Below are 26,080 nucleotides of genomic sequence, written 5' to 3' on the forward strand. Positions count from 1 at the left end.
AGTTCATGAGAGTTCGCGCTAATTTTTTGTCCCATCCATGCCCCATCACATCACCGGAACATCGTCGAACTCTCCACTCCTGGCATCGTTCAGTATCCACGTCACCACGCCGAACACTCCGTCATCCTCAAAATCATCCAGCAGTGAAAACTTATTCTCCGGATGGTCGATTTCCTCAAGATGAGGGTTCGGCACTTTCCGAAATCTCAATACCCTGAATTCACCCTGCACCGTACCCACGACAATCGAACCATCGCATGGCGTCTTGCTGCTATCGACGACGAGTAACGCACCGCTCATGATTCCTGCGCGCCAGTGCGTACCCGCAGCCCGCACAAGATACGTGGCATGCGGTACGGTGATGCAATGATCATCGAGACTGACGCGTTTTTCTGCAAAGTCGAGCGCTGGAGATGGGAAGCCCATGATTATACCTTCTGATTTATACTGTATATAATCACAGTATATTTTAACCAGAAGGTAGATCAAGGAGGTTTACACTAAACGTTCCTATGCGGCTGGTTTCTCAGGCCATACAGGCTTGGCTGGATCAACTTTCGTCACCGCGTAGCGGTATTTCTGCCAGGCAATCAGCACAGGAAGGTCAGTTTCATCTATATATCCACCGTCTTTTGCATCTAACAGCGGTGCAATAACATCTGATGCCTCTGCTATCAACCGTTTTTTCTTGGCTGTTGCTGCTACAGCCAGTTCTTCAGTAGTTAATGGTGGAAGATCTATCCATAATAGCTTTTCATTTACGAAGCCAAGCATCTTCCCGGATGGCTTATTCCCACCATTGAATTGTTTTACATCGCCTTCAGTTATGTTGATACCGTCTCTCGGCCACGTTCCCGCTGCGGAATACTCATTATAGAGTGCTGATTGATAAATAGCGTTCTCTGATGGGCTATATACACTGCTGATTATCTCTTTCATATTACCTCCCCATAGCCATATAAAATAAGTTATAACCGCCACTGCCTGACATTCGCGCAGTGAACCCTGTTCGAACGGTGCCTACAGAATTAACCCCTATAGCTGGCATGGTGGTCGGTGATAGCTGCGTCTCCTGAATATCAGCAAACGTCAGAATAATTGACTCAACCCTGCTAGGGAACGGGGTGGGAAATACCACGTCAGTACCAGTAGCATCAGGACCGAATCCGAACACCCCCCATTGCTCAATGACTCCATCCGGCCCCTTGCGCCAGCCAGCGCCAGTAACTACTGGTGTCCCACCACCGCCTGTCCATGCGCCTGTAAATGAAGACATGTCCGGGATTTGAGTCGCACCAGTACCCACATCACGCTGTGCTGCTGTTTTCAGTCCAAGGTTTGCAAGAGCTGCCGCCACAGCAGTAGATCCAGCGGCTGCAATTTCTCCAAGGTTGCTTGCGGTCTTGAGATAACCGGTTGTTACATTGAACCACCCGGCACCACCGGTGTTTGGATTTGTGGTGTTTGAATCTACAGTGTTCTTATATTGCGTAGTGCCATCGGTTCCGAGCACTACTGCGCCCATCGGATAGCCGCCAATAGCAGTTGAAAATGCAGCATCCCAGGCATTTGTTGCGCCTGAACTGGCCCATCGCGCAAGCGCTGAAAGCTCAAATAAAATCTGATTCATATCCTGACCTTTCGGAGGTAACCCGCCGGCAGATTTCAGGATCATGGTAATTGGCGGGAACCCATCCGAATAGGATGCTGTACTATCTCCCGCTGGAGTGGTTGGCAAAATTGGCTCACGCTGACCATTAACAGCGAACGGGGTTGACTGCTTTACAGGTGCATCGGTACGATTCATATTTATTCTCTGTAAAATGTTCCATCATTAAATGGATATGCATCTGAAGCGAATCCAAAATATGGACTCACGATCTGATTGATATTAATAAGTACACCGCTAGGGATGGGAACAACATCATAGTTAGTCATAATTGACTCTTCATACGGAGCCAGTTCAAACTCGAACGTTATCCCCATAGTCATATCTCGATAATTTACGCAATAAGCTCTCCCTCTTTCATAGAAGAGTATTTTAAGAAACTTATTAATCTCGGGTATGGTGGCAATGCTAATGTTCGTAAATGCCTTGCATAATATTAAAGTTCGATATGCATCGTCGCCTAGCCTTACATTAGTCGTCTCTTGAACGCCGCCAAAGAATGGAGATTCATTGAATGGCGTCGGGTAATCAGGATTTGCATCATCAGCCTCACCAAAACCAAAAGAAGTACTTTCAATAGGCGCAATTATATACCGGCTAATATTTACTATCTTTCCCCACACATCAAGACCGTAAGTCTCACAAGTCGTTAAATCCCATACTCTTGCGATAAACTCATCCGTAAAATCATCAAGACTGGTGGCCTGATCAAAGGTGCTAATTATGGATAGAAGTTTTTGACTGGCAGAGTACTGGGTAAGAACGGTGTCTTGCCACATGCCTCATCCCTTACGTTAATGTTACATTAATATCTGATTCCTGAATTGTGGGAACCTGGTCTATTCCCATTGTCACCGCTGGACCAAAAGTTGAACCATCCAGTGAAACTTCAAGGGAAAGTATTCCTACTGAATCCGGTGAAATAGAAATAACTGGCGCATAATATTTACCAGCGTTAATTGTTGCTCCAATTCTCGCCTTCCCGATCCCCTCATACCCACCATTAAATACGGTTACAATCATATTTTTAACCTGAGCTGTAATATCGCTTGGCGGATTTAGAGAGCTATCCAATTCAACTTTAAAGTAGACCCGTGTCGGAGTGGCCTTTAACCATTGCATATCATATTCAGGATACGGGGCCATATAGTTAATGTTGTCATAAATGGTGTAATGCGTTGTCCCATTCATGTTTGCGCCAGGGTTGTAAGTCTGGAAAATTGACTCAGCGACATCAGCATCAGCCCCGCCATACACGCAGATGAATAATGAATGGCCGAGTACAGGGTAATTAGTCGCGCCCTTATTGACGGTGTCCGCCGTCCGGTTAGACCATACATACGCATCCAACACCCCATCCGTAGCAAGAATGGCAGCCAGGGTGGAAGCATCCTGATTTCGACTGTTTCGGGCCACAGATTGTTTGCGCCGGGTTTCGAATGCAATTCTCGACTCAACATCGACACCAACAACACCGGGGCTTGTGTTTGTAACCGCATCCCATCCAGGTACAGAGCGATAAATTTGATTAAGTGCTCCGGCACCGCAGGCGATTGGGCCCATCGTGGTGTTGACGAACTGCACATCAATGGAGCCTGGTGCGGGTATAACGGCATTATCAATGTTTTGATAGATGTACCCATTCTCGTCTACCGCGGTGCTACCAGCCGGAATAGTGGTGCCAACCTTGCCAATGCACGTTGCTGTGACCACCGTACCTTGCGCTGAGATCCGCTCCTGAAAGTAGATGCGCCCTATTCCATCCTGAAACCTGCCTGTTGAGAAATCAGGGTTCATCTGGTTGAACAGGCAGAGCAACTTGTCATTTACCTGGGCAATAATTTCAGTGTCTGACTGAGCGATTTGCCCCTGTGGTGAACTTAATGACTGACTGGCACCACCACCCAGCGCAGTGCTCATGTCAGTGAGTCGGCCAGAAAGGATGTCGGAAACATCGGGGATAAGAAGGCCATTCTCCGTGATTGTGACATCCGGAACAGCGGTCGTTAGTGTCGTCATAAATTTGCCTGCGCTACATTCCCGTTTACGTCAGTGACGCGGATAGTCCCGCGCATGCGCCGAGTGTTTTTATCGAAAAAGACGTTCGCGATTGCCTGGTCAACAATGGGAAGTTTTTTGGCTTCTGTTTGCAGCTTCTGCGCCACATAGCTTGGCGTTGGCCGCTTACCTAAAACATCTGTTTTCCATGGAATGCCAAGTGTGTTGTCGTAATAGCACTCACCGAAGAAGACCAGGCAGGCGCTCGCCACATCCTGTGCGACGGAATAGGACTCATCAGCGATGGCAATGCTCCCGTTACCATCCAGCGTTAGATCCCATGTTGATGTATCTAATTGCATGGTTCTGTAGGTCATACCGGTTTGTCCGTTGTGTTGGATGTGACTGTAGAGCCGCCAGTCTGAACACCCGGAACAGGGTGCTTGTGCGCGTCGTAGTTATCGCGGAGTGTTTTAAGCGAAGCAGATTGCGTCCCGCTATTGTCCGTGATGTTCCCGCCAGCCTGAATGCTTCCACTTACTTTCAATAATGGCGTCGTCATCTCCACGCCGTCAGGAGCGGTAACGCTGGCCTTCGTGCAGGTGATGTTTACCGGGTTTGGGCTGGTGATGTTTATCGCGCCGTCTGCAAATTCGATGAACTGAGTCGGGATTTGATTGAGTATGCCGCCAAAATAAATGGCATCTGATTTACTGTGCTTTCTTTTGCTGCCTGGCACCGACTCTTTCAGATTGGCTCGAATTAAAGACGTATCACGGTCGCAAACACCAATAAGCCCAATATCACCAACCACAGGGTTCATGACTATTGCGCTGTTACCTCGTTGCAGCCTGAACACGGGCAACTCGTACAGTGTCGAATTGGCAATCATCGCGCCGGAGCGGTCTGTTCTTGAAAGCAGAGGAAGAACATCTACCACTAAGTTTGGTGCCTCTCCTCTAACTGCCTGCACCTTTGCTATTTCAATGAAGAAGCGGCCAGACATCAGCATTTCAAAAATATATTCCAGAGACTCGGATTCACTTACCTGGGCGCTCGTTGGAGTAAATAAATTATCATCCATTTGTTTTCTGAGCCTCCGCCCTTTCTTCTTTCGTTCTGTTTGCAGTGCAAATTGAATGCCATGAACCGCCTGGCATCCATGATGATAATTCATGCCTTACCGTCGATAATTGATATACCCCACTCGCCCACGGCAAGTCGGTTTCAATATTAATATATCGTCCGATACTAAGAAGTGATGAATATTGTGTCTGAAACATCATTCCACCCGATGAAAAAATCGGATAGCCAACAAGGCCGTAATCTCGGGATATAAAAGGCATTACTTCATCACGCTGCTCTGATGACGGCCAGAACTCTACTTTCTTTGGTGGAGTTACTGACATTGAAATCCCGTAGTCTGAGCACACCCGATTTAGCTGATCGAATACACTCCCTTCAAAATGAGGACTTCCTGATGTTGTCATTCCTTTCATGCCTTTGAATGCAACTTCGTATCCGGCAGCATTGCAAATTGAACTGATCACATCTGTTATATTTTGCGAGCCCTGAGCAGTGAATGGGCTTGCTGTCATGCTTTGCAGGTTTGCATTGGCTGTTGCAGAAATCATCAAGCTGCTTTCAGGTGCCTCGTTCATGTTGGCGATTGATGCCGTCATGCCTCCAGAAAAAACTAATGATTCATCTGCATATATTTCAACATCTATTTGCTGGTCATCTGTAATAATCCCTTGAGCGCGTCCAGACAAATCAGACATTCGTTTTAAACCAAGCCCAAAAAGCGAAATCTCTGCGGCAGCACCCAACCTTCCCGCTACAATTGAATTTAAAGAAACGGTCGATTTTATATTTCCAATGGAAATCTTATTATTTCCATTACCATCAAAGGATGATTTTTTATTTGTAAATTCAAATCGGAGTGCATGTTGCTTATACAAGTTCACTCTCCTCTATGTAATATAGTATATGACGCTTACCCAGCCCATCCCAATGGGGGTCTTGCTGACCGTCACTATCAAGGAAAACAAGATCACCTTTAAACCCAAGGTATGAATACCCAACCATTTTATTACCGTAGAGGCATGGGACGCCCTGCATGATTGGGTTACCATTTACCGTAAAGTCCATATAAATAAAACTTTCACGCTGAATCATTCGTATCACGCACTGCTGACCATCGAGGCTCACGGATATAGACTGGGATTTTTGCGGCTCAATTGAGATGGCTAACATTTCTATGCCCTCCCGGATCCGGTTATATTCTCGACGATGTTTTTGACTAGCTTTTCAGATTTCTGTACAGCACTATTGGTGACTTCAAGAACTGGATTTTTAACGGTATCCAGTGCACTTTGAAAACCAGCCGTGATAGCGCTTGAGGCATTTCCAGAAGCGTCGCTTATTGATGTTTTTAGTGATGACCATGATTTTCCAAGATCGTCTATGGTGGATGGCGATGCCCCACCATTTTGCAAGCTAGCTCCTGTGCCGGTTACTCCTTGGCTTATCTGATCATTCGTTGGTTTATTTTCTGATTGTGCTCCGGAAAGAATCACATCAACTTGTTGCATGACCTCTTGAAACTCTAGGTAAACAACCAGCAATGTGACACCCTTTTGATGATCTACTCCATAGGCATGATCTACAAGGTCATAGCTAACAAGTGTCTCTTTTGGGGTCTCAATGTCATACAATCCGGTCGTCTTGAGCATTACTTGAATAGTTCGTAACGCCTCAGACTGACTCGTAAGTGTTAGGTCGAATATATTAGGTATGCTTCCATTAAATCCTGTTAGGCCATTGATTATGATTGAGCACCGTACTCGGGATGGCTCTTTCACTTTGTTTATTGACTGATACTGCCCACCCTCAATCGGAGCGTTGGTTATTTGTGCCCGCCCACTCGGCTGGATAGACGCCAAGCCGCTGAACTCCAGTGCTACATAACCTGTGCCGCTATAGCGGATCACATAGGATGGGCTGAGTGCGCTATCAATGATAGATAGCGGAGAACCGCCGCCGATGGCGTTGAATATGTCTGCCGTGTTGAGGTCGATAATGCTCATGTTTCACCCATAAAAAACCCGCCGAAGCGGGTTTGGTTGTATTTGGTGATGCGCCTAGTTAATTACAATGTCCGCTTTGTTTCCGCGGAAGATGATGGTTTTATTCCCTGCCCGGTTACAGGCATCAGCAATGGCTTTCATTCCGTATTCGACATTGGCGAGATGCTTGCGGAGCGCAACAATTTCCGCTTTCGGTGCGGATACATCATACCCAGCCTCCTCAAGAATATTTATCAGGCATATGGCTGATGAAGTGCTGTTGTCACCACAGAGCATATCCATAGTTACATCAAGTGACGGAGTGCAGAGCGCCATGCCTTTCTTGCTTCGACCTATGTTGTGACGATTGCCGTACTCAACGGCCGGGTTGTTGTCTATCCACCACTGAACCGGGAGATTAATTGTCAGTGTTGGTGCCGGTAGTGCTTCCTGCTTGCCAAGAAACTCACCATCTAGTGGAAGGCGTGAAACCAGTGATAACGCTTCTGTGAACTGGTCTTCATCTATCTCCTTATAGGTGACACCGAACTTGTTCTTGATGGCCGACCACATGGTAATCATTGCTTTGGCCTGCTTCTCTTTTGGTAGAGGCTGCCCACGAGATTTAACCAGTTCTTTGATTGCCATCTGCTGGTCTTGCGTGATTTTTCCAGGCAAGGTTTTCACCTGGCGTGGATTGCTAACCTGACCTTTCGTCCAGTACTCGTAAAGAACGTCGTCGCATTCCTCTTGGTACTGAATAACGCGATCACGAATCTCTGGTTTAACTTTGTTTGGGCTGATGGTTTGAAGCCACCCATTAAGTTTTCGCAAAGCAAGGCAAAGCATTGTTTGCTCGCCCCCCTTTGTAGGTATCATGATTTCCATGACCCCTTTTCCAAAGCGTGATTTCAGCTTGTCCACCTGCCCCTGATACGTCAACCCCATACCGTCAATTATTGGCCGCATTGGAGTAAATGCCTCAGAGCCAACGCTGACTACATACAAATCGGCACCATGGAAAGGTACGTTGATTGTGGAGATCTGGGTTGCTATACTCTTCATTGTTAGTTTCTCGTAAGTTGCTGACAAATTAGAAACCTCAGTCGTTGGCGCGATTGGGGTTTCGTCGTATTTATGGGTCGCAGAGGTGTAGTCAATTACTTCTTGTTCACCCGAAAATCTGCGATAGATGGTATTGCAGTTAATGCGCAGATGACGCTTATATGATGCAGATGGCATCGGAATATCCTCTTCTGGCCAGCCAGCCTCAAACCGTTGGCTAAGTGTGGATTGATTGACCCCCATAATTTCCGCCCATTCACCAAGTTTCCTAATCTCTCCTTTAAACTCATAATATACAGTTCCAAAACTCTTGTTCGGATCTTGCTCTCTTCCATAGAAAGCCGACAGTGGTCTGTATCCAAGTCGTTTTCTTTTTTTGTTCGCACAATCAATGGCGTTATCCTGTGCTGTACCTTTAAAAAGATGGGCTGGGTTACAGCATGCTGGATTATCGCACTTATGCAGCACCCACCATGACGCTTCATCTTGCTTAATAACCCCGAAATTGAGTTCGTAGGAAACTCGATGTGCCGCCCAGGTCTTCCCTTCATGCGAAAGCTGCCCATAACCATCATAATTGCGTGAGCCGTACCACTCATGGCATCCATTCAAGGGGTTAACCTTAATTTTACGATTAAATTTTTCACGCAAACCTTTGACATCTTTGATTTGAGATATTGATTTTCGTTTCTTCAATTTAGTCATCGTTAGTATTTAAGTGTCATCAATTGTCATGTATAGTGAATGTTATGGTTCCACAATCAATATGTCAATACACTTCAATACTAATTATGATTAAACATAACGATATTGCCAGGCGCATGATAGAACGAAGAGCGGAACTTGGGTGGTCCCAGGAACAGCTTGCTAGGGAATCTGATGTTGCTGCGGCTCAGATATCTCGATACGAGGCTGGCATAAATAAACCAAGGGCTAATGTCATAGCCAAGCTGGCAAAGGGTATGATGGTTCCATTTTCATGGCTGGCGTATGGAGATACCAAGGACTTCATACAGGAGCCTATGCCTGAAGGAGAGATGGAATTCCATGTTTCTCTTCCTGTGGAAATCGCTCAAGCTATTGATAAAAAAGCAGCCGAAGCTGGAATTGAGCCGCACGAAATGGCGCGTAAACTGCTTCTTTTATATTATGAATATGAAAAAAATAAATCTGATTGATAATTTCTTTGGCATTACCAACAAAAAGCCCACCTGACCCCAGAAAGCAAAAACCCACCGAATGGTGGGTTTAGATTTGCATTGAAAATTTTCTTGCGTACTCGGCCAGGATTCTCATCCTGTCGTAGTCTTTCGCCTTGTTATGCGCAGATGGTGTAAAGACGGCAATCAATGAATAGCTGTTTTCATCAAACAACCCCTTTGCGTACACAAGAGCAGTATCAGATGTTCGGTTCCATTGCATTGTCTTCTGGTCAGTTGCAGTTCCGAACTTGGGGTTAACCTTGAATTTATCATCCCCCAAAGATAGATGAATATGCCACAACCCTGAGTCTTGTATGTCTTCAGGTCGGTCATAAGCAGTATCTCGACCAAAGTAGTCGGGTAGCTTGCCTGTAGCCTGATACAACTTAAAATCTTCCAGAAGCGTCTTTTCCAGCGAAGGAAACTGCACGAAGACTGGAGATAGATAGTAACCATAACTATCGCGATTATAATCCACAGTGATGTGCAATTTTTACCTCAGTGAAATTTACCGGATGCGAAGACGTTCGTTCCGTGTTTTGCAAGAGCCCTGAGTCCTTCCATGTCGATGTTACTTTCAAAAGTATCGACATGAGTGATCATCTGGCTAATCAGATGATTTAACTTAGCGGCAGACGCCCTGGCTTGAGCTGTTGCAATCAGAGCCGGCTTGACCAATTCGCTTTGTTCGCCAGAACACTTCGTATAAACGTTCTTAATCGCCCCTTCAAGACCACGAAGCTGAAGCTCGATAAGGTCAGTTTGTTCAGGGTCAAGTTTCTTGATGAAAGATTCCTGGTTTGACTCATTAGAACCCAGCAACACGGAGTACGCCTGATTTAGGGTCGCGGTCAGATCTTTGATGAATCCTACAGACTCATCCATCATAAGCCCCCGTATCTGGCTAGTTGTCTCATTGCTCAGATGATAGCTATACGGGTTGCTAGGGAACTGATTTCCTTCATGACAAGGCACGGACGACACTTGCTGCATAAGCAAGCCAACTACCGTAGCTGTTTTGAAGGTATCGAAAAATGGCATTTTATTTTTATCTACTTGAATAGTATGCATAACGTTCTCCTAGTGATGCAGGAGCACCTATGACACAAAACCAAAGATTGTGATTCTTGGTTAGGTACAACATGATGTTGTTAATAGCAGTTTAATACTATTACTCATATTTGAGCAAGGTGAACCGGAGTGAGCCTCCGTGACCTTACGTGAACTTGCATGAACAAAAAGCCCACCAGGGTGGGCTTGCTTTATCTTTCTTTCGTAGGCCAGAAGTGGATGACATGCACGATTGCGGAAGATATGACCACCCATAACACTGCGAGCGCCAAGTCATTACCGGCAATCAAATGACCAATTGGGCTCATGAAGAAAAACAAAAATGTAAATGTGTAAACAAAGAAATAGAGCAGAGACCGCCTCATTAATCGCACCTCACTGTGTCAATATTATTGGATATAATATCTACATTTAGAACCAACCGCCAATGCAGACCATAGGCGTTACTTCACAGCGCTTGCGAATGATGAATTGGTTGAGCTTCTTTGCGCTTGCTTTTTGATGCTTTGTGTTAAAGCGTCCACAGTTTGTGGGTTGCTATTAACGTTAACTGTATTGATATGAGTGCTGCTTGTTACCTGGGGACCGCCACCACTTGAAGACAGTTGATATGGCTTGCTGTCGGCCAGTCGACCTTGGGTTTCATAATAATTTCTGGCGTCACCCATGTATCCATGCACCTTGCCAGGGTAATCTTTGGTTTCTTTTGGCAAGGGAACAAATTCACCTTTTTTGTTGGTATATCCCTCTCCTCTCCCCTGATCTATCCATTGGTCAACATTACCCATCCCCCAGTTGTAAGCCATCAGGGAATCGTCGATATTGCCCTTGTACCTCTTTAAGAGCTGACTAATGTAAACGGAGGCCGCAGCTCGTGACTTTTCAGGGTCAAGTCGCTCATCAACCTGAGAATCAACACGAAGCCCCATGTCTCTGGCGGTGTTCGGCATGAACTGATAAGCGCCGGTAGCTCCAGATGCGTTGTATGCGAATGGGTCTCCACCCGACTCTGTCATCATTACGCCATGAAGAAGATCATCCATTCCACCTGGAGAGGACTTAGCCATCCTTGCAGATTGCGCATGCTGAGGAACTTCATCAGCACCGAATAATGCTTTGATTGAGTCCCAGGTCAGAAAAGGCGACTTATCTTCGTGGACTTTTTCATAAAGATATTGCCCCACATCTTTGTTCTTCCCGGCTGCATCCCTTTTGTCCTTATCTACAGCGTTAGCGGCTGCTGCGGCTGCCACTGCGCCCAAAACCAGTGGATTAGACCGAAGCCCCACAGCAAGCAGCAGGAGAAGTGCTGTTGCCCCTCCGACAGACTCGGTTAACTTCTTAATTGAGTCTCCTGCATCCCGAAAGAAGCCGATGATATTTCCTTGATTGTCTTCAATCCATTTTCCGAAAGCCTGCATGCCCTCTATTACTGCCGGGGCGAAAGCAACTGCAAGTCCCTGCGCTATTCGTTCAACCTGCGATCCTAGCTCACCCATTTTCACTAAAAGATCTTCCTGTTTTTTCACCTGTGCGGCGGTGATATTCGACTTCTTGGTTTCGGAATCGACAAGCGACTTCAACTCACCAGATTTAATTTTGGCTGCATCGGTGGGGTCGAATCCGGCGGCAGACATCACCTGCATCAGGTTTTCTTGTGAGTGAGATTTGCCGTACCGGGTAAACTCAGAGAGCGCTTTGTTGGGGTCGCCAAGTTTATTGATGTTCAGGCCGGTGCGAGCGCCCAGCACCATAAGGTTTTGAGCTGCACCGGTCAGACCGCCGAACACTGTAGGGTCAGCAATGTTAGCCAGGGCCATGCGGGCATTGCCGGAAGCAGAGATAAACGCATCACCGTTAAGCCCTGCCTGCTTAAAGCCACGCTGTACCCCGAACATCTTATTGACGTCAGAGCCAAAGAACTTAGCCTGCTGGCTGGCTCTGACTATCTCGTTTGCCGTAGAGGTGAATAGCTGCTTAACACCGTATAGCCCGGCACCAATCCCAAGGAATCCGGCCGCCGCCGCTGTAACGCCACGGAATGACGATACCGCCGCAGTGCCGAACTTCTTAGCGTCAAAGCCAGCGTCAGACAGAGACTTCCCTGTTTCTTTATTCGAGCGCTGAATTTCATCGCCAACTTTGACGATTTCTTCACCGGTGGTCTTTGCTGTGTCGCCAATCCCTTCCCACTCTTTGGTGACCGTATCACCAAGCTCCTTGGCACCATCCGCTACTTTCTTTTTACCATTCAGGAACTCATCGGCCTTGATGGTTACCTTATACGCCAGTTCCTGGATGATCATCGCTGCTCCTGATGCTTATGCCACACGCGCTGGTTAAAGTTCTCAACAGAGATAATCTCCAGCAGGTTGTACATATCCTTTACGGACAGGTTCTCCTGCAATTCGATGTACGTTGCTTTTCCAGCGCAGATGATGGCGTTGATAGTTTGGGAAATATTGACGGGAGAAACTAATTTCGCCGGAAGGGTTTCCTCTTCGAGAAACGGGTACTTTACCCTTCGGCGATTGTTAAAAAATCGAAGTTGGCCTTAAAGACTTTGTCCATCACCAGGCGAATGGTTGAAACCTCTTCAAAGTCGATGCCACCATTCACCTTGCGGACTTGCCTTTGCCCTTCATGCGTTATGGCAATTTGCACAGTGGACATAAGGCGATCGCGAAGAGTCCGGGCTACGTCAGGGGATGACGCAGAGAGCACGCTCAACCCTACAGTAGCAAGCCCGGCGCACCCCATCGCAATAACATCGGCCGGGATTTCAGAGAAGTTTGATTCACCCATTGCCCGGAAAATATCCTGAGCCAGCTCGTCAGCGTCCCATGCCGACATCTCGGTGATGATGAACTCCTTCCCCTTATCCCGATTGTCTTCCTCAATGATGAATGGAATCTCTTTGCGTGACATCAGATAGCGCTCCGTGTAACGGTTTCAAAGTGGAATACTGCCGGGCGAGGCTGTAAAACTCGTCGGCCCGGAGGTGCAGGCGTCCACGTATATAAAACCCCATTCACAAAGTTCCACTTCGCCCCCAGCGCTGGGACGGTCAGCACGGCGTTGCATGCAAAGGCAGAGATTGCTGTTCGCTCAGCGGCCAGCCAGTCATCAAGGAGACTGCCAGCATTGGAAGTCGCCATCAGGTTGATGGTGAACTCTGTCGGGTTGAAGATGAAGCCTGCGTGGTATTTACCGTCAGCAGACATCATGTCTTCTTTGTTTTGCAGCGCAGCCGTTTCAAACATGTTGTCTGCTGAGTAATCGTCTACATCAAAACCGCCAGGGTAGTAAGAAGGCACGACAATGCGCAACTTACTGTTAGCCGATGTAATGTCGATAGGCATGGTTTATTCCCTTATAAGATAGCGGTTGAAGACATGGAAATGGATTGGATCAACTGCCCATCCACGTAGTAGAAGATGACCCCCTTAAGGTCGCGATCAAGTCGTGCAGCGCCAGTTTGCGTCGGGATATACAGGTACCACCCTTGTGAGTAGAGCGTGGCTGAAATGTCCTTGCCCACAGTGTTATTCACAATGCGTATTTGTGCGGCATCAAGAACCACGCCTTTCTGAATTGCACCAAACGTTAGCCCCTGGTTAGCTACATCAATAACGGATGCTGAAATTGCTCCATATCCAGAATCATTAAACGGATAGGACTGGTTGTTGGTGAACAAATTTGCAAATGCACCAACCAGATTTGCATTGATCCACACTTGGTTGATAAAGCTATCAAGCCAAGCAAATTTACCGCTAATAGCGCCATCTGAGGCGTACTGCGCCATTGTTTTGTTCAGGCTGTATGAGCCGTAGAAGTTATAGCCGTTGGATTTAAGCGCCTGCGCGGTAGCGAGGTCAGTTACGTTTGGAGCCAGCCCAGAGAATCCACGGAACTTAAAGGAGATTCGCCCGTTAGTTCGAGCAAAATCGATGCTTGCAGAGTATGCGAGAGGCATCACGCCATACAGGTATGATCCATAAACGGGAACAATGCCTTCGTAGCCGTTGGCCACAACTACTTTCTGATAGAAGCAATCGGGATTGTTAGCCACTGTAGCTGCAGCAGATGTGTCACGGTATACGTAAACAAATCGGCTTTTCTGCGAGTTTGTCCACGCACATAACTCGGTGTTTTCGTTTTCATCGAGATCAATCAGAGACTCGAATGGGATCCAGTTCTGGTTGGTGTTGATGATGTTATTCATCGTCTCAGTCGGCGTTACAGCATCAGAGCCAGGTGAAACAGTTGCCGCGGTGGCCGCAGTCAGTAATAACCCTGTCGCCAGTGCGCCAGCGTTAGCATATGAAACCGCACTGTCATCTCCAGTTGTTGCAGATCGGATAATGAAGCGGTTAGCTACAGACAGCCACTCGACAGCCACTTTTGTTGTGCCAATTCCGGTCTGAAGCTTGCTTGCGATGTCAGTGAAGCTCGTCGCTGTAGACAGGTCAATTGAGGTACTGGTTACTGATGTGCCGTCAACGGTTAGTGTGATGGTTCCTGCCGGGATTGCTTTCAGCGTGGCCAGTGGCACACCTTTAAGATTTCCTGACAGCAAATACCCGGCAACATCTTCAGTCACGATGCGCGACATCAGCAATTCACCAGGGATTACGGAAGAGTTTTCATAGCCGTTAAAATACTGCTGCCCGGCGAGGAACTCCTTGGAATCACTGCCCATCAATGCAGAGATATCAGCAGCGGAAAAATAACTAACAACAGCGCCGACCGGCACCAGTTCATTGTCGGTCAGCATCAGGCCATTGGCGTCCACCGCATCACCGGCAGGCGTCACAACATTGGGCGTGATATTAAAATCAACGGATAAAGGGATTGTGCTCATGGGCGTTTATCTACCTGTTCAGTGGTAATTTCGGCGTCGTCGAAATAATCCTGCGGGAGCGACACGGTAATATGTGCCTGTAAAGAAAGTGTTAGTGTGTAGCGTTCCTGCCACTGGCTTTCCGCATCAATCATCGGAGCCTGAATCGCAGCAGTTGAGTTAAGCGGAGCCAGTCTTGAATCGATGGCTTTAATTTTGTCGTAGGCATGGCCAGAGGTAAAAACAGTCTCAAGCGCTATAGCCCGATCCCCTGCACCCTGACCATAGATATCTACCTGAATATCAGCCTGGCGAACCTCGGTGTAGCCCATCGCACTGGTAGCCGGAGAGCCGGTATCTTGCTTAATGTCTCTCGTCGTGGATAACCGGGTGAATCGCAAGGGGGTCAGGATGCAGAACTGTCCTTTTGGCATCGGCACCCTGTTGGCCTGCGCCTGTCGGCAAGTCCCGCCAATTGGTTCGATGTAATCAGCCAGCACATCAATGATGCTATCAATCGTAAAGTCGTTCATGTGCTTACCTGTAGATTAACCAGCAGGCGGCACCAGTCCGGCCACAGTTCGATGGGCTCAACTACAAGCCACGTCTCGCCATTGATCTGGAAGATATCGCCGCCCTGCTCCTTTTCTCGCTGGACACTGAAGTAGTTGCCATTCACATAAATCGACTTGACCAGCCCCTGCACGTTCAGCCCATCCACATGCTGCATTTCCCCCTTGCTAAGGGGCTGCAACTGGATGATGACATCCTGATCAGGAAGGTATGAGGGTTGCGGATTTCTGCCAGCCCCGATGACTTCACCGGCGTATTTCTTCAGGACGGCGGAGATATTTGGGTTAACGCGGCGAATGGCGCTATTGGCTATCTTGTGAAGATTCAATGTCGCTCACCTCATAGTTGACGTCGCCAATCATCACCTTCGTGTCTACAAGCGGCTTGGTTGATTCATTTGGCAGCACCTTCCTTGTTTTACGGATATGCAGCGTCACATCTGACAAGCGTGGGTCCATGAGCTGAGAAATTGACTCCTGAACATCACCTTTAATCTGCGCCCCCATTACTTCAAGAACCTGATCGGTTGGAATTCCCGCCCGAATCCCTCTTGCGATAGAGTCGGTCCAGTCCCCTTCTTTTTCGCTTATGGCATTGCGGAAAAATGGTCTTGGCGGCTGGTTATTTTCTGGCTGCCCGTATTCATTCCAGGCCGCCACCTGCGCGACAGAAGTTCCATCAGGGTAAGTTGCCCCATCAATGAACCCGACCTTCACCTGCTTCGATTGAAGTTCTCCAGCCGTCTTATTCAGGAAGTCCATAATCAGGTCAGCCATAATCAACACCCCGGATAGTAGTTAGCCATGCGATAGACTTTCGTAGCCTGCCAGTAGTCCATGCCATATGGACTCTGTGTATACCAGGCGTAACGAAACTCCACCGGCCCGATATCAGATGAAACCGATACGCTACCTTCTGAGGCTGAAGATATGCGACCAACCATTCCCGAGCCACCGTTACCATTGACATCCCCATATCGCACGTATGCCAAATGAGCCATTAGCAAGTAGAGCAATCGCTCACGCTTAATGACGTCATCAACCAGTGAAAAATCGGAGTTGTTCAGGTAATCGGTGGCCTGGTCAAACAGGAATGGAAGAAGCTCATTTGATACGTTGGAAAACTCGGGGAACATGGCGCGGAACTTTGTTATATCAAGCACCACGATCGCCATGGTTTATTCCTCTTTGTCTTCCGTCACACCGGCAGTTTCTTTGCTTGCCTGCTCAAGACCGGTCTTCTGTTTTGACCGCTCAAGAGTTGCATCTTGCAGAGACTTTTCATCAGATACGGCGAACACAATGCCATTTTTGATGAACTTCGAGTCCTTGTGATTCTTCTCGAATGCCTCCCATGCCTCTGCTGGCACGTCCTTTGTCATGCCGAAGCCATTTACAAGCACGGATGAGTTAGCGCCAGCCAGGGTGATTTTCTGGCCACCATGGCTGAATGACAAACCATTCGGTAATTTGCAGCCGATTACGTATTTGGAAGATTTAGCCATTTCTTACACCCCCAGCATTTGCGCAAATAGACCTGGCTGGGTAATCACCGCGCCGTAAGTAGTGCCGGAGTGCTTTTGCTTCCAGCTTGAGGTCATGGTGATAACCGGGTGTGCACGAAGCTTCTCGCTATACGCGCAGTAACCCACATCCTGCCCTTGGGCATTTTCAGCAAACATCTGCACCAGTTCGCCCGCATCCGTATCGTACTGTGGAGCGATTTCGATTCGCAGATTCGGGAAGGTGTCTTTGACCATCTTCTCGACTGTGTTGCCGAACACTTCGTTAGCACGCTTGAACCAGACGGATGCGTTAGGGCTCATCCCCAGAACCAGCGGAGAAGCCATGTCGATACCATCACCGATTGCACCGTTAGTGCGGGTAATTAGATCCTGATACAACGCCAGAATATCGTTGTAAATATCGACGACCTGCTTCGCTGACCACAACGTCGCACCATCTACGGTAGTCGGGGTAATTGGCGTTGGCAGGTCAGGGTCATTGAGGATGCCGAAGTTAAGCAGCCCTGATACACCATAGAAATAGAACTTATTCTGCGCCTGGTTGAGGGTCCATGCTGCAGCGCGTTGTTTTTCTGCCACGTATGGCAGCATCGCAAGGCCATAGCGCTCTTGCTCCAGTTCGCCATAGGTGACCATAGTCTGATAACGATAGACTTGGCGATTTTCCCAATGGGATGTTACCTGGTTACCACCTTGCTCGCTGTAATCGTCATACCCGGCGACATCACCAGATTGCTCAATGCGCTGGATCATCATGGTGTCCTGAGCCCATGAACCTTTTTTCTTCTCGCCCAGAATATCCACTGCTTTCTGTTTGGCGAAGATGGTGCGCACAATTTCAGGATCAATGAAGGTTGAGACAATCGCAGGAATACCACCGTTAGGAGCCATGCCAGGTTGAGTGTCAGCATCCATTGCAAAACGGGTTACAGTTGGTGGCAGGGAAATGCCGCGCGATTCAGCTTCCGCTTTAAAGGCCGCGAAATCAGCCTGAGTCAGTTGAGGCATTATGCTTTGCTCCATGTAGAGATAATCAGTAAATCACCGATAGCTGCTGGGCTTGCGACAGACCAGTCGGTTTCAACGGCACCGGAGATAGTTGCGCCCGCAGCACCGGTTGCCAGCAATCCAGTTGCCAGAACCGCAAACACTTTCTGACCAACGGTTGCCACTGTGGTTGAGATAGCCCAGAAGTCACCGCCAACAACCGGAGAAGCTTCGCGCCCGGCAGGAATGGTCATGCTGTTGCTCTGGAGATAACCAATCGTTGCATTGGCATTGTTCATCACGTAGCCGACCGGCTTGCCTGTACCGGTATTGTCCAATTTCAGTGGATTGGTCGAGTTGCGCCAGGCAAAGCGAGCCATGATCAGACCACTCGTCCCTGCCTGGTATGCGCCGGGACCACCTGCTGCTGCGATGATTGGGCTATTCGATGCTGGCTGGCCTGCCTGACCTACACCTGAATAAAGGCTTACGCTCTTTTGAAAAGACATATTATTTCCCCTCGAAGTAGGCTTTCACGGCTTCGCGTGAGCTGTGGTTGATGGAGGTGGAGTCGTTAGCCATTGCTGGACGGGAATAGGCTTTAAAAACGGACTGAAGTGCGGCAGATGGTAGCGATGCATGATCTGCACATCCCATCTGTTTGAGAGCTGTGCGGTAGACCTCTTCAGCAGTATCGCAAGCCAGTTCGCCAACCACCGGGCGAACATCACGCTCAGCCTGGCGAAGTGCGGCAAAACGCTGTTCTACGCCTTTAATAGCTGAGTCCATGGCTAATTTACTGTCATTTGCCATCTTCTCTTTTTCGTTCTTATCGTCCTCATCCTTCGCCAACTTATCTTTCTCGGCCTGTTCCTCATCCTCGGCGAGTTTTTTCTTCTCTTCCTCGGTGAGTTCGTCTTCGGCTACTTTATTTTTCTTGCCGTCATCGTCTTCATCTTTGATGATTTCCCCGACCTTTTTTTCCATCTCTTCAGGGTCGGCATCGTTAGCCAGGTGAGGCTTAAACAGCGCCATCAGTTTTTGGATTTTTGACATCAGCTTGAGTCCTGTAGGTAATGAGTCATAAACAAATACATCCGGGCCAGCCCGGCCACTTGGCACTATTGCCACGTGGTTACAAACGATGTCACGCATAACGCCATCGTATGGTTCTCCCTCGTACTCGCCCGGCGTCATATCGAGCCGGTAACGGTATGAAGATGAGATTTCACGCTGCTGCTTGTTCTCTACACCAATAATGGAATTCACATCCCAGATGACGAGCGAGTTTTTCAGGTAGGTGCCGTCGAACTCTGCGCTTTCACCGGTAGAGCCAATGATCGCTTCCTTCGGTGGCGCAAGGACTGATACTGCGATATGGGTATTTAGCAACGGTTGGTTATTGAATGAGTCTGCTGCCTTGCGTAGCTCTTCAGGGTCACGCAGTAGCCGATACGCTTTATCCGGGATGAGCCCTAACTCTTCCCATTCGGGGATCTCTTTCCCGTAGTAGACACAGATGTTGGCTTTACTGATGGGAGTGAGCTCAACGTGCAACTTCCCGTCTGCGTCATAGGTGCGTACGCTCGCCTTATCAAAGGCAAACTTCACATCTTTCATGTTTTTACCTTTCTTCAGGTAATAAAAAAGGCCGCACATGGCGACCTGTTCATTTTGATATTTATTAAAACGGTAACACTGGTTTCCATGTGCACCCGCAATGAGGCAGTTGCCCAGGCATGATGTATTCGCCATCAATCAGACAGCCTTTGGAGAGATCGAAGCGCTTTCTCTCTTTACCCGCCTTCACATGGCTGTGGCGCGGCTGATTACCTCCACCACTGTGTACCCACTCACCTTCTCGGATCCCTGCTGCTTGCTGTCTTGCTGCTGATAGCGCACTGGTTGCTTTCCTCGTCTGGTCTTTCGCAATGAACTCAGCTCGTCGACGGGTGATGCCGAATCTCTTCCCGAAACTTGCCTCAATCTCATCAGAAAGCGTTTTACGATCACCGCCTTTCGCCATTGACCGAAACACCATTGATTCAACTTCAGTGAAGTATTGGGCGGGGATAGAGCGTATCAGTGCGACATTCTCAGAAATGATTGCCTCCTGCTTTTCCAGCATCGCAGGAGTCCATTGCATGTTGATTGTCATTGAGTCTTTACGCGCTGATGCGAGTAACGACCTGTCCGCTGCCGCTGTCGTTTTGGCTGTGAACTTCGCTGCTATTGGCAAAGACTCTTCCACAAAGCGAGCGATCCATTTCTCAGCAAGCTTCTGAAGCGCATGCCTGACCAGTTTCACCGGGTTGGCATCCATTGCCATCGGATTATCTTCAATGATGGGCATCACGCTGGACTTCACATCAACCTGCATCTGGCTGACCAACTCCATCATCTGATGTTGATACCAGATCATGTTACCAGCGTTATAGTTGACTGGTCTAAGCGTCTTACTCTTCGCCTTCTTCTGACTCATAGTCACCTGCCAAATTTTCGAAGCCAGCGCCTTCAATAGACTTCAGGGCATCTCGCCCCTCTTCTGAGCTGACCAGTTGAGAGTCAGATGCAGTAGTTACGGTGCGAACTTTAATTTCGTTTATTTCGGCCTTCTCTTTCTCGCTCAGTTCATCAAGCGGACGGAACTCGAAATAAATATCAGGCTTTAGCTCACCAAATTCTGACAGCTGGATGATTTTGAAAATGTTCTCAATAGCCCGACGATAGTCCAGTTCCTGAGAGCCGGATATCGTTTCATGCCATGTTTCTATCTCTGAGTCACCGCTGGCGTTAAGCCCTGCTGGCGCGTTACCAAACATCTTCAGGTTTGTTGTGCGCGACGGGATGCACAGTTGTTCCTGGTAGTTTGAGAGCAGGTTGGAAAGCTCGCTGAGAGAGGTCTGCTGATGAAGCAGGTCTTCTTCAGTGTCCAGAGCCCAAATCCCGAAGTTATCCTGATATTGCGTGAAAAGCTTAATGCGTTTATCAAACTCTCCTGGCATCTGAAGTCGTGCATCCATATCCGTTTTCAGCGCCCGCATACGAAGCGTTCTGAGGATTTTAATGACGTTCTTCTTGGCTTCGCGCCAGTCAATGACGTAGTCCTCCATCAGCTGTGTCATCGACAATCCACCAAAGTTATACGATGGCTTGAGGATGTCTGGTACCGGGCGGCTGACAATGTCGATAAAGCGCGACTCATGGACTGTATTGCCCATAACAAACCATGCTTGCGGCTTATAGAAGTCAGCACGCAATGGCTTGTTGGTATTGTACATTGCCGGGTAAACCCAGTTCGGGTCGACACATCTGAACCCTTCCAGGCTGCCTTTCACAATCTTTCGCGGGTCAATGAAAAGCGGCGCTTCGTTCTCTTGGTCGCTGGCACCCATATCAATAAAGATGTGAGCCACCCCATACTGCGAGTCCTGTTTAACGGCTTCATGAATGAGGCGCTTGATATCGTACTTAGTCAGAGCTTTGTCCATGGCATCAACATCAGGATCGCCCTCCTTCATGCTCTTTATTTCAATCCAGTTGCGCGTCATCTCATCAGCCATCATGGCGTGAGTGTTTGCGTATTCAACCTGTTGAGACATCGCAGCCAGTTGGGGATATCCTCGAAATCCTGAATACTCATCACCGATGGACATGCTGTTAAGCACATCGTAAGGAGTTGCATCCATCGCTAATGCTGACTCTCGCCTTTCCTTTGGAATGACGCCGGGCAATGGCTCATACCGTTTAAATTCAGCGCGCGGTTTCTCGTCATTTGCCGCAGACGCTTTATCAATATGCGCCTGCGTTATCTTTGCCACTTCCCGGCGAGGTGCCTGCGCGGCTTTACGTCTTGTCATTGAAGTATCTCGTCAGGGATGTGGAACAGGATGCCAGCTTTAGCTTTCATCTCGGTGATGGCGTCCATCATCGGGTCGAGCTGATCATCATGTGTATTAAATTCAGGATTAATGGCCTCCATCTCAACGAGGAAATCATTAATGAATGGCTTGTCAGCAGGTAACTTGATGTAACCGGACTCAATGAATCCTTGCGTATCCATCAGGCGGGTGTACTTATCCTTGTCGCGCTGAATGGCCTTTACGGGGCATAGAGCGTCTTTCCTGATGCTCTGTATCAGGCCAGTGCCGGATGCCTTGTCTTCTATCGCCATGTGACGAAGAGGGCCGTTCTTTTGCTGCTTGCAGGAGTTCCAGAATGCTATAGCCCTGCGCTTCAGCTCATCTGATTCCCACTTGCCGCGGATCATGTCGATAAGGTACATGTAGCCGTCAACGCCGAGCCCCCAATGTTCGAACACGGAGAAGTCGTTAACCTCTTTGGTTTTTTGCGCTGTATCGCCGTACACAGCTCGCCACTTCATGACAGGCAGTTCGCGATACTCACCGAACCATTCCGATTTAATCAGACCGCCGCCTTTGGCTGTTGGTCGCTGCTGGTACAGGGCGTTCCACACTAGCGACCCACGCTGCTTGGCTTTATCGACGAACTCTTGCGGCATGCGCTCGGGGAAGAGGATTTCACCAGGCTTACGCAGAATGTACTTCTTGCCGTTCAGCTCATGAATTTCTTCTTTCTCCGCTTCCATCGGGAAGCTAACCACGCGCCACTCCTCACCGCCTTCCTCGGCTTTTTTCAGCAATTGACCGGCAAGGTCATTCTGGTGCCAGCGGGTAAGGATGATGATGATCCCGTTAACTTTTGGGTCTGCACGGGTAAAGAAGGTTGTGTCATACCAGTCAATAACTGCTTCCTGATACGTTGGGGATGATGCGGTTTTGTAATCTTTGGCCGGGTCATCAATAATACCGATATTCATACCCTGACCGGTGATGCCGCCATTTACGCCTGCTGCACGATAAGCCCCACCATGTATTTCACCACTGGCGTTTACCACTTCCCATAGTTCTGCCGTGCGGATTGCTCCACCTGCGCCGCTCCTTCCTGAGGGTAGTGACGTGCCAGGGAATACATCTGCGTATTTCTTCGACCCAACGATACGCTGAGTGTCGCGTGACATGCGGTTGGCCAGGTCTGAAGAATACGAACAGGCGATCACATTCCAGTCGGGGTGCTTACCCAACACATAAGCAGGGAATCTTCTGGACGCCTTTTCACTCTTACCAGAGCGTGGTGGCGCGAATATCATCAGTCGGGGCATCTTTCCGGCTTCGACATCAGCCAGGAACTGGTCAAGCTCAGCAGACAGCAACTCATTAAACCAGCCAGTTTCGTACAGAGGGTTGGTGTAGAGCGTGAACCCCATCAGGGATTCTCTGGCTTCTGCTATAGCTCGGCGCTTAAATGCCTCAAGAGTCTGCCTGTTTCTCAGTGAGCTGCGATCGGTGGCGGCCATGACCCAACTCCTTCAATCTCTCTTCAAGTTCTTCGGCTGAAATGTCTGAATACTTGATAGGCCCACCGTCAGCACCAGTGTTTTCCACCTTCAGCTTATTGGTGTAAGCATCTCCGCACTCCTTGGCAGCCTGCTCCATGAGAGAGGCTGCAAGCGCCATGTTTCTCATCCCCTCAGCTTTCACCGTCATCCTGTCAAGGACTCTCAGGCGGTATGCCTTGTTAGCTATGGGGATGCCTGAAATATCACTTTGGAATCGGGCGCGTGTTGCGTGGAATAGATCTACCCACTTCTTAGCCAAACTCACGCCAGCAGCTTTTGTTGGATCGTGTGACGCCACATGCTGGCGGGTTATCTGAATAGAGAATTCATTTTGTACGGCTTCGACTATTTGAGAGGGAGTGTCAAAGCACGCAAGCTGCTGGACGATGAAGGCTTTCACTTCTGGCTTTAATGCAGCCATGCTTCACCATCCGTATAAACGAGTATAAAAGTTAAGCCACTTTCATGAGGCAGGTGCCACATGCTCTGGCTATATTGATTTTCGCCACTTCGGCGGGATTACTTGCTGCGTTGACTAATTCCTGCACATCAGCGCTGGCACCGTATCTGCGAACCACGCCAACAAACTCTTCGACATCGTGACCTCGCATGCAAAGCTTTGGCAATCCGGATTCTTTGTAGAACTTAGGCGCACCAAATTCATCGGACTCTTGAGCTATGTGGTAAAGCTCATGCTCTATCAGGGCACAGAATTCCAGGTCAGTGCATTGAGAGCAGAAGTCAGCGGCTAGCGTGATGATGTAAGCTGGTTGATGCCCAAACCAGTCATTCATCTGTTGCTCCATTCTTGCCTTCTGCCAACCACCGGCGCGAAACATAACCTCTTCGGCCTGACCTAGCACCGTCCGACCTTTTTTGGTGAAACCGTGCTGAGCCCAAAGGAAAGCAATGTCTGATCCATCGAGGTGAGCGTGATCTGGGTTATGGATAGCTCCAGTGTTGGATATGATGTTCTGGTGCACCCAGTCGTAAACCCCATCGGCGGGAATCAGTCTGTTGTATGGATGAAACTCAGCAATGAAAACTTCACCCGGAAGCGGTCTTGACTCACGGGCAAACAGCTCTTGTTTGTCGGTGAGCTTTGCCATTTATTTATTCCGGAATTTGTAGTTTTCGTATGCATCATTTGGCGATGCTCCAGTTCCCTCGAACCCACAACCAGTACATAACCAATATCCTTCACATTCTAATATTGTCATTTTCAGCACATCCCACTTTTCACTCTCGGAGGATTTCTAACCCAGCGAGATATTTATCTTTAAACAATGACACCAGCAGCACGTAATGATGCTATCAATGCATTCAGCTGAGTGCCTGCGCTTGTGCCATCAGCGGCCACAGTGCAGTTTGCTACCGTGGCAGCCTGCTTTACGCCACCAAGGGTTGCAGGTGCGGCAGGCGGCAATGTATATGCTTCACCATCCACATCATCCATGGTGGCTACTTCTACGGTCTTGCCAGATTGAGCAATTACACGTTTTGGCATTTTGATTTCCTCGGGTGTTTAATCGTGGTTACAGCCATTAAAAAAGTCACTCGAAAGTGGCCTTTGTGATGACAATAAAAAACCGCCCGGAGGCGGTTAGCTAGAAACCTTAAACTATCAACCTTTTAAAGCAGCCTGAATCGCGTCCGCAAGTCCAGAAATTCCTTCTTTAGCGGCAGCCAAATCGTTGTACATTGACCCTCCCGCCGCGGCTGAGGAGGACGCTGACGCTTTAGTAATTTCCAATGCAGCCTGAACAGCAAGCAAGCGCTGTGTTTTTTCATCAGTAACAAGCGCGCCATTTTTGAAATAATTTTCTAACATAATAATTCCCTTTCAGACCCAGCCGGTATGGCAGGTTACACAATGTAAATGGGGATTACGTTATAGAATTCAAGGCCATTATTAAACCCACCCGCAGATGAGCTTTGTAATGGAGAGCCGTTGTGAAAGTGGCTCTCTTTAATCAGCAACTTTCCGCGGGTTAAGCAACCTTTCCTTCCATTAGTGCAACCATGTCCGGATCCATCTGATCGATGATTCGGTCTCGCGCGCAGTTGAGTAACTGCTTGCGACCACCAACACCCCACTTGTTCATGGTCTTCGCACAGTTGCTCACTTCTTTTGTTTCGTTCGCGATCAGCAAGTCGAGCCGGTTAAGTCGCGTCATGTTGCTTACGCCATTTAGCACTGCTTCACGGAAGGTGTTGTATACCCGGATTTCAAACATTGGATTCAGCCAGGCTGCATAGCGAATGGCGATTAACTCCAATCCCCAAGAACCCTGTTCTTTCCCGCCGCGTATGGTTTTTACCGATGCGATTTTTGTCGCATCGCTCAATGCCCTGATGAATCGCTTGATTTGACGGCTTTTAAGAAATTCACCGGGTCGCTGAGATTCATTTGCCTCACCTTTCATTACGGCGGCGGCATGCAGGTCATTGAGGCTGTATCGGCCATCGTGATCTACGCGAACTGAAATGCCATTAACAATTACGGTTGGGTATTGCATAGCGATTACCTTTTAGAAAGATGAGCCTGCTCGCACAGAAAAGCCGCCCCGAGATGGTCGCCACCATATACGGCAATTCTCAGGCTCAGCTTTCTGAAAGACTCGGGATGATTTGCGCTGCGAGGCGCGATGTTTACTGCG

The 26,080-nt window shown here is 48.4% G+C and carries 34 protein-coding genes and 1 pseudogene; 1 reads left to right on the forward strand and 34 read right to left on the reverse strand.

From position 1 onward, the window contains the following. Positions 1 to 45: 45 nt before the first annotated feature. The 12 genes and pseudogenes from EC843_RS04675 to EC843_RS24785 all read right to left on the reverse strand — a co-directional run. Positions 46 to 426: a S24 family peptidase gene (locus EC843_RS04675; RefSeq protein ID WP_133521744.1), complete on the reverse strand. Its 381-nt coding sequence runs from the start codon at positions 424 to 426 to the stop codon at positions 46 to 48. 84 nt (positions 427 to 510) lie between these two features. Then, on the reverse strand, positions 511 to 939 hold the full coding sequence (locus EC843_RS04680) for a tail fiber assembly protein (protein WP_133521745.1): 429 nt from the start codon (positions 937 to 939) through the stop codon (positions 511 to 513). Between the two features lies 1 nt (position 940). Next, entirely contained in the window at positions 941 to 1,807 is an 867-nt protein-coding gene (locus EC843_RS24775; RefSeq protein WP_243739116.1) for a phage tail protein, read from the reverse strand. 2 nt (positions 1,808 to 1,809) lie between these two features. After that, positions 1,810 to 2,448 (reverse strand): DUF2612 domain-containing protein, encoded by a 639-nt coding sequence (locus EC843_RS04690; protein ID WP_133521746.1) that lies wholly within the window; start codon positions 2,446 to 2,448, stop codon positions 1,810 to 1,812. Between the two features lie 10 nt (positions 2,449 to 2,458). Next, a complete protein-coding gene (locus EC843_RS04695; RefSeq protein ID WP_133521747.1) occupies positions 2,459 to 3,688 on the reverse strand; it encodes a baseplate J/gp47 family protein in 1,230 nt (409 codons plus the stop codon). Next, on the reverse strand, positions 3,685 to 4,044 hold the full coding sequence (locus EC843_RS04700) for a hypothetical protein (RefSeq protein WP_121813315.1): 360 nt from the start codon (positions 4,042 to 4,044) through the stop codon (positions 3,685 to 3,687). Before EC843_RS04700 ends, EC843_RS04695 begins: the two co-directional genes overlap by 4 nt. Then, complete coding sequence (locus tag EC843_RS04705) at positions 4,041 to 4,751, reverse strand: phage baseplate protein (protein ID WP_133521748.1); 711 nt, start codon at positions 4,749 to 4,751, stop codon at positions 4,041 to 4,043. The genes EC843_RS04700 and EC843_RS04705 overlap by 4 nt, the downstream gene beginning before the upstream one ends. Then, a complete protein-coding gene (locus tag EC843_RS04710) occupies positions 4,744 to 5,628 on the reverse strand; it encodes a hypothetical protein (RefSeq protein WP_133521749.1) in 885 nt (294 codons plus the stop codon). Before EC843_RS04710 ends, EC843_RS04705 begins: the two co-directional genes overlap by 8 nt. Next, positions 5,621 to 5,923 (reverse strand): hypothetical protein, encoded by a 303-nt coding sequence (locus EC843_RS04715; protein ID WP_133521750.1) that lies wholly within the window; start codon positions 5,921 to 5,923, stop codon positions 5,621 to 5,623. The genes EC843_RS04710 and EC843_RS04715 overlap by 8 nt, the downstream gene beginning before the upstream one ends. A gap of 2 nt (positions 5,924 to 5,925) precedes the next feature. Beyond that, positions 5,926 to 6,756, reverse strand: a complete 831-nt coding sequence (locus EC843_RS04720; protein ID WP_133521751.1) for a hypothetical protein — start codon at positions 6,754 to 6,756, stop codon at positions 5,926 to 5,928. 54 nt (positions 6,757 to 6,810) lie between these two features. Then, positions 6,811 to 7,800: a phage antirepressor N-terminal domain-containing protein gene (locus tag EC843_RS24780; RefSeq protein WP_133522060.1), complete on the reverse strand. Its 990-nt coding sequence runs from the start codon at positions 7,798 to 7,800 to the stop codon at positions 6,811 to 6,813. Between the two features lie 405 nt (positions 7,801 to 8,205). Next, positions 8,206 to 8,505 (reverse strand): annotated as a pseudogene (locus tag EC843_RS24785) (HNH endonuclease); the annotation flags it as partial. A gap of 44 nt (positions 8,506 to 8,549) precedes the next feature. Here EC843_RS24785 and EC843_RS04730 point away from each other — a divergent pair. Further along, the gene (locus EC843_RS04730) at positions 8,550 to 8,978 is read left to right on the forward strand and encodes a helix-turn-helix transcriptional regulator (RefSeq protein WP_133521752.1); all 429 of its coding nucleotides are present in this window, start codon (positions 8,550 to 8,552) and stop codon (positions 8,976 to 8,978) included. Between the two features lie 70 nt (positions 8,979 to 9,048). On the opposite strand, the gene EC843_RS04735 is transcribed toward EC843_RS04730, so the two are convergent. The 22 genes from EC843_RS04735 to EC843_RS04840 all read right to left on the reverse strand — a co-directional run bounded on the left by EC843_RS04735 (position 9,049) and on the right by EC843_RS04840 (position 25,939). Beyond that, positions 9,049 to 9,480 (reverse strand): type II toxin-antitoxin system YafO family toxin, encoded by a 432-nt coding sequence (locus EC843_RS04735; RefSeq protein ID WP_243739117.1) that lies wholly within the window; start codon positions 9,478 to 9,480, stop codon positions 9,049 to 9,051. A 20-nt stretch (positions 9,481 to 9,500) separates the two neighbouring features. Then, entirely contained in the window at positions 9,501 to 10,073 is a 573-nt protein-coding gene (locus EC843_RS04740) for a hypothetical protein (protein WP_133521754.1), read from the reverse strand. 443 nt (positions 10,074 to 10,516) lie between these two features. After that, complete coding sequence (locus EC843_RS04745; RefSeq protein WP_133521755.1) at positions 10,517 to 12,379, reverse strand: lytic transglycosylase domain-containing protein; 1,863 nt, start codon at positions 12,377 to 12,379, stop codon at positions 10,517 to 10,519. A gap of 211 nt (positions 12,380 to 12,590) precedes the next feature. After that, on the reverse strand, positions 12,591 to 13,001 hold the full coding sequence (locus tag EC843_RS04750; protein ID WP_121813306.1) for a hypothetical protein: 411 nt from the start codon (positions 12,999 to 13,001) through the stop codon (positions 12,591 to 12,593). Then, a complete protein-coding gene (locus tag EC843_RS04755) occupies positions 13,001 to 13,435 on the reverse strand; it encodes a hypothetical protein (protein ID WP_121813305.1) in 435 nt (144 codons plus the stop codon). Before EC843_RS04755 ends, EC843_RS04750 begins: the two co-directional genes overlap by 1 nt. 11 nt (positions 13,436 to 13,446) lie before the next feature. Beyond that, the gene (locus EC843_RS04760) at positions 13,447 to 14,937 is read right to left on the reverse strand and encodes a DUF3383 domain-containing protein (protein ID WP_133521756.1); all 1,491 of its coding nucleotides are present in this window, start codon (positions 14,935 to 14,937) and stop codon (positions 13,447 to 13,449) included. After that, the gene (locus tag EC843_RS24790; RefSeq protein ID WP_243739118.1) at positions 14,934 to 15,449 is read right to left on the reverse strand and encodes a hypothetical protein; all 516 of its coding nucleotides are present in this window, start codon (positions 15,447 to 15,449) and stop codon (positions 14,934 to 14,936) included. The genes EC843_RS04760 and EC843_RS24790 overlap by 4 nt, the downstream gene beginning before the upstream one ends. Beyond that, the gene (locus tag EC843_RS04770) at positions 15,446 to 15,817 is read right to left on the reverse strand and encodes a hypothetical protein (protein WP_133521757.1); all 372 of its coding nucleotides are present in this window, start codon (positions 15,815 to 15,817) and stop codon (positions 15,446 to 15,448) included. Before EC843_RS04770 ends, EC843_RS24790 begins: the two co-directional genes overlap by 4 nt. Continuing rightward, the gene (locus EC843_RS04775; RefSeq protein ID WP_133521758.1) at positions 15,792 to 16,265 is read right to left on the reverse strand and encodes a hypothetical protein; all 474 of its coding nucleotides are present in this window, start codon (positions 16,263 to 16,265) and stop codon (positions 15,792 to 15,794) included. Before EC843_RS04775 ends, EC843_RS04770 begins: the two co-directional genes overlap by 26 nt. Before the next feature lie 2 nt (positions 16,266 to 16,267). Further along, positions 16,268 to 16,651 (reverse strand): DUF4054 domain-containing protein, encoded by a 384-nt coding sequence (locus EC843_RS04780; protein ID WP_243739119.1) that lies wholly within the window; start codon positions 16,649 to 16,651, stop codon positions 16,268 to 16,270. Between the two features lie 15 nt (positions 16,652 to 16,666). Then, positions 16,667 to 16,993 carry a hypothetical protein gene (locus EC843_RS24795; protein ID WP_243739121.1) on the reverse strand — a complete coding sequence of 109 codons (327 nt, stop codon included), beginning with the start codon at positions 16,991 to 16,993 and terminating at the stop codon, positions 16,667 to 16,669. 3 nt (positions 16,994 to 16,996) lie between these two features. Then, positions 16,997 to 18,022, reverse strand: coding sequence for a hypothetical protein (locus tag EC843_RS04790; protein ID WP_133521760.1), 1,026 nt, complete (start codon positions 18,020 to 18,022; stop codon positions 16,997 to 16,999). Next, positions 18,022 to 18,510, reverse strand: a complete 489-nt coding sequence (locus EC843_RS04795) for a hypothetical protein (protein WP_133521761.1) — start codon at positions 18,508 to 18,510, stop codon at positions 18,022 to 18,024. The genes EC843_RS04790 and EC843_RS04795 overlap by 1 nt, the downstream gene beginning before the upstream one ends. A 1-nt stretch (position 18,511) precedes the next feature. Next, entirely contained in the window at positions 18,512 to 19,621 is a 1,110-nt protein-coding gene (locus tag EC843_RS04800) for a DUF2213 domain-containing protein (RefSeq protein ID WP_133521762.1), read from the reverse strand. Positions 19,622 to 19,685: 64 nt separating this feature from the next. After that, positions 19,686 to 20,483, reverse strand: coding sequence for a phage minor head protein (locus EC843_RS04805; RefSeq protein ID WP_243739123.1), 798 nt, complete (start codon positions 20,481 to 20,483; stop codon positions 19,686 to 19,688). Then, positions 20,458 to 21,861 carry a DUF1073 domain-containing protein gene (locus EC843_RS04810; RefSeq protein WP_133521763.1) on the reverse strand — a complete coding sequence of 468 codons (1,404 nt, stop codon included), beginning with the start codon at positions 21,859 to 21,861 and terminating at the stop codon, positions 20,458 to 20,460. The genes EC843_RS04805 and EC843_RS04810 overlap by 26 nt, the downstream gene beginning before the upstream one ends. Next, positions 21,858 to 23,378, reverse strand: coding sequence for a phage terminase large subunit (gene terL, locus EC843_RS04815; protein ID WP_133521764.1), 1,521 nt, complete (start codon positions 23,376 to 23,378; stop codon positions 21,858 to 21,860). Before terL ends, EC843_RS04810 begins: the two co-directional genes overlap by 4 nt. Then, a complete protein-coding gene (locus EC843_RS04820) occupies positions 23,332 to 23,841 on the reverse strand; it encodes a DUF2280 domain-containing protein (protein ID WP_133521765.1) in 510 nt (169 codons plus the stop codon). The genes terL and EC843_RS04820 overlap by 47 nt, the downstream gene beginning before the upstream one ends. A gap of 31 nt (positions 23,842 to 23,872) precedes the next feature. Beyond that, the gene (locus EC843_RS04825) at positions 23,873 to 24,529 is read right to left on the reverse strand and encodes a putative metallopeptidase (RefSeq protein WP_133521766.1); all 657 of its coding nucleotides are present in this window, start codon (positions 24,527 to 24,529) and stop codon (positions 23,873 to 23,875) included. 170 nt (positions 24,530 to 24,699) lie between these two features. Continuing rightward, positions 24,700 to 24,927 carry a head fiber protein gene (locus EC843_RS04830; protein ID WP_121813291.1) on the reverse strand — a complete coding sequence of 76 codons (228 nt, stop codon included), beginning with the start codon at positions 24,925 to 24,927 and terminating at the stop codon, positions 24,700 to 24,702. Positions 24,928 to 25,044: 117 nt separating this feature from the next. Beyond that, on the reverse strand, positions 25,045 to 25,251 hold the full coding sequence (locus EC843_RS04835; protein WP_133521767.1) for a hypothetical protein: 207 nt from the start codon (positions 25,249 to 25,251) through the stop codon (positions 25,045 to 25,047). 160 nt (positions 25,252 to 25,411) lie between these two features. Next, positions 25,412 to 25,939: a KilA-N domain-containing protein gene (locus EC843_RS04840; RefSeq protein WP_133522064.1), complete on the reverse strand. Its 528-nt coding sequence runs from the start codon at positions 25,937 to 25,939 to the stop codon at positions 25,412 to 25,414. Positions 25,940 to 26,080 lie beyond the last annotated feature (141 nt).

Origin of the sequence: Buttiauxella sp. JUb87, from assembly GCF_004361975.1 — a bacterium.
Lineage (GTDB): Bacteria > Pseudomonadota > Gammaproteobacteria > Enterobacterales > Enterobacteriaceae > Buttiauxella > Buttiauxella ferragutiae.

Coding starts and splice junctions, on each gene's coding strand:
- EC843_RS04695 (WP_133521747.1), bottom strand. CDS start 3,688: ATGACGACACTAACGACCGCTGTTCCGGATGTCACAATCACGGAGAAT.
- terL (WP_133521764.1), bottom strand. CDS start 23,378: ATGGCCGCCACCGATCGCAGCTCACTGAGAAACAGGCAGACTCTTGAG.
- EC843_RS04805 (WP_243739123.1), bottom strand. CDS start 20,483: ATGAGTCAGAAGAAGGCGAAGAGTAAGACGCTTAGACCAGTCAACTAT.
- EC843_RS04705 (WP_133521748.1), bottom strand. CDS start 4,751: ATGGATGATAATTTATTTACTCCAACGAGCGCCCAGGTAAGTGAATCC.
- EC843_RS04840 (WP_133522064.1), bottom strand. CDS start 25,939: ATGCAATACCCAACCGTAATTGTTAATGGCATTTCAGTTCGCGTAGAT.
- EC843_RS04720 (WP_133521751.1), bottom strand. CDS start 6,756: ATGAGCATTATCGACCTCAACACGGCAGACATATTCAACGCCATCGGC.
- EC843_RS04755 (WP_121813305.1), bottom strand. CDS start 13,435: ATGCCTATCGACATTACATCGGCTAACAGTAAGTTGCGCATTGTCGTG.
- EC843_RS04820 (WP_133521765.1), bottom strand. CDS start 23,841: ATGGCTGCATTAAAGCCAGAAGTGAAAGCCTTCATCGTCCAGCAGCTT.
- EC843_RS24780 (WP_133522060.1), bottom strand. CDS start 7,800: ATGAAGAGTATAGCAACCCAGATCTCCACAATCAACGTACCTTTCCAT.
- EC843_RS04810 (WP_133521763.1), bottom strand. CDS start 21,861: ATGACAAGACGTAAAGCCGCGCAGGCACCTCGCCGGGAAGTGGCAAAG.
- EC843_RS04740 (WP_133521754.1), bottom strand. CDS start 10,073: ATGCATACTATTCAAGTAGATAAAAATAAAATGCCATTTTTCGATACC.
- EC843_RS04800 (WP_133521762.1), bottom strand. CDS start 19,621: ATGAAAGATGTGAAGTTTGCCTTTGATAAGGCGAGCGTACGCACCTAT.
- EC843_RS04715 (WP_133521750.1), bottom strand. CDS start 5,923: ATGTTAGCCATCTCAATTGAGCCGCAAAAATCCCAGTCTATATCCGTG.
- EC843_RS24790 (WP_243739118.1), bottom strand. CDS start 15,449: ATGAACGACTTTACGATTGATAGCATCATTGATGTGCTGGCTGATTAC.
- EC843_RS04750 (WP_121813306.1), bottom strand. CDS start 13,001: ATGTCACGCAAAGAGATTCCATTCATCATTGAGGAAGACAATCGGGAT.
- EC843_RS04690 (WP_133521746.1), bottom strand. CDS start 2,448: ATGTGGCAAGACACCGTTCTTACCCAGTACTCTGCCAGTCAAAAACTT.
- EC843_RS04835 (WP_133521767.1), bottom strand. CDS start 25,251: ATGTTAGAAAATTATTTCAAAAATGGCGCGCTTGTTACTGATGAAAAA.
- EC843_RS24775 (WP_243739116.1), bottom strand. CDS start 1,807: ATGAATCGTACCGATGCACCTGTAAAGCAGTCAACCCCGTTCGCTGTT.
- EC843_RS04760 (WP_133521756.1), bottom strand. CDS start 14,937: ATGAGCACAATCCCTTTATCCGTTGATTTTAATATCACGCCCAATGTT.
- EC843_RS04775 (WP_133521758.1), bottom strand. CDS start 16,265: ATGGCTGACCTGATTATGGACTTCCTGAATAAGACGGCTGGAGAACTT.
- EC843_RS04790 (WP_133521760.1), bottom strand. CDS start 18,022: ATGCCTCAACTGACTCAGGCTGATTTCGCGGCCTTTAAAGCGGAAGCT.
- EC843_RS04730 (WP_133521752.1), top strand. CDS start 8,550: ATGGTTCCACAATCAATATGTCAATACACTTCAATACTAATTATGATT.
- EC843_RS04825 (WP_133521766.1), bottom strand. CDS start 24,529: ATGGCAAAGCTCACCGACAAACAAGAGCTGTTTGCCCGTGAGTCAAGA.
- EC843_RS04680 (WP_133521745.1), bottom strand. CDS start 939: ATGAAAGAGATAATCAGCAGTGTATATAGCCCATCAGAGAACGCTATT.
- EC843_RS04745 (WP_133521755.1), bottom strand. CDS start 12,379: ATGATCATCCAGGAACTGGCGTATAAGGTAACCATCAAGGCCGATGAG.
- EC843_RS24795 (WP_243739121.1), bottom strand. CDS start 16,993: ATGGCTAAATCTTCCAAATACGTAATCGGCTGCAAATTACCGAATGGT.
- EC843_RS04700 (WP_121813315.1), bottom strand. CDS start 4,044: ATGACCTACAGAACCATGCAATTAGATACATCAACATGGGATCTAACG.
- EC843_RS04830 (WP_121813291.1), bottom strand. CDS start 24,927: ATGCCAAAACGTGTAATTGCTCAATCTGGCAAGACCGTAGAAGTAGCC.
- EC843_RS04795 (WP_133521761.1), bottom strand. CDS start 18,510: ATGTCTTTTCAAAAGAGCGTAAGCCTTTATTCAGGTGTAGGTCAGGCA.
- EC843_RS04675 (WP_133521744.1), bottom strand. CDS start 426: ATGGGCTTCCCATCTCCAGCGCTCGACTTTGCAGAAAAACGCGTCAGT.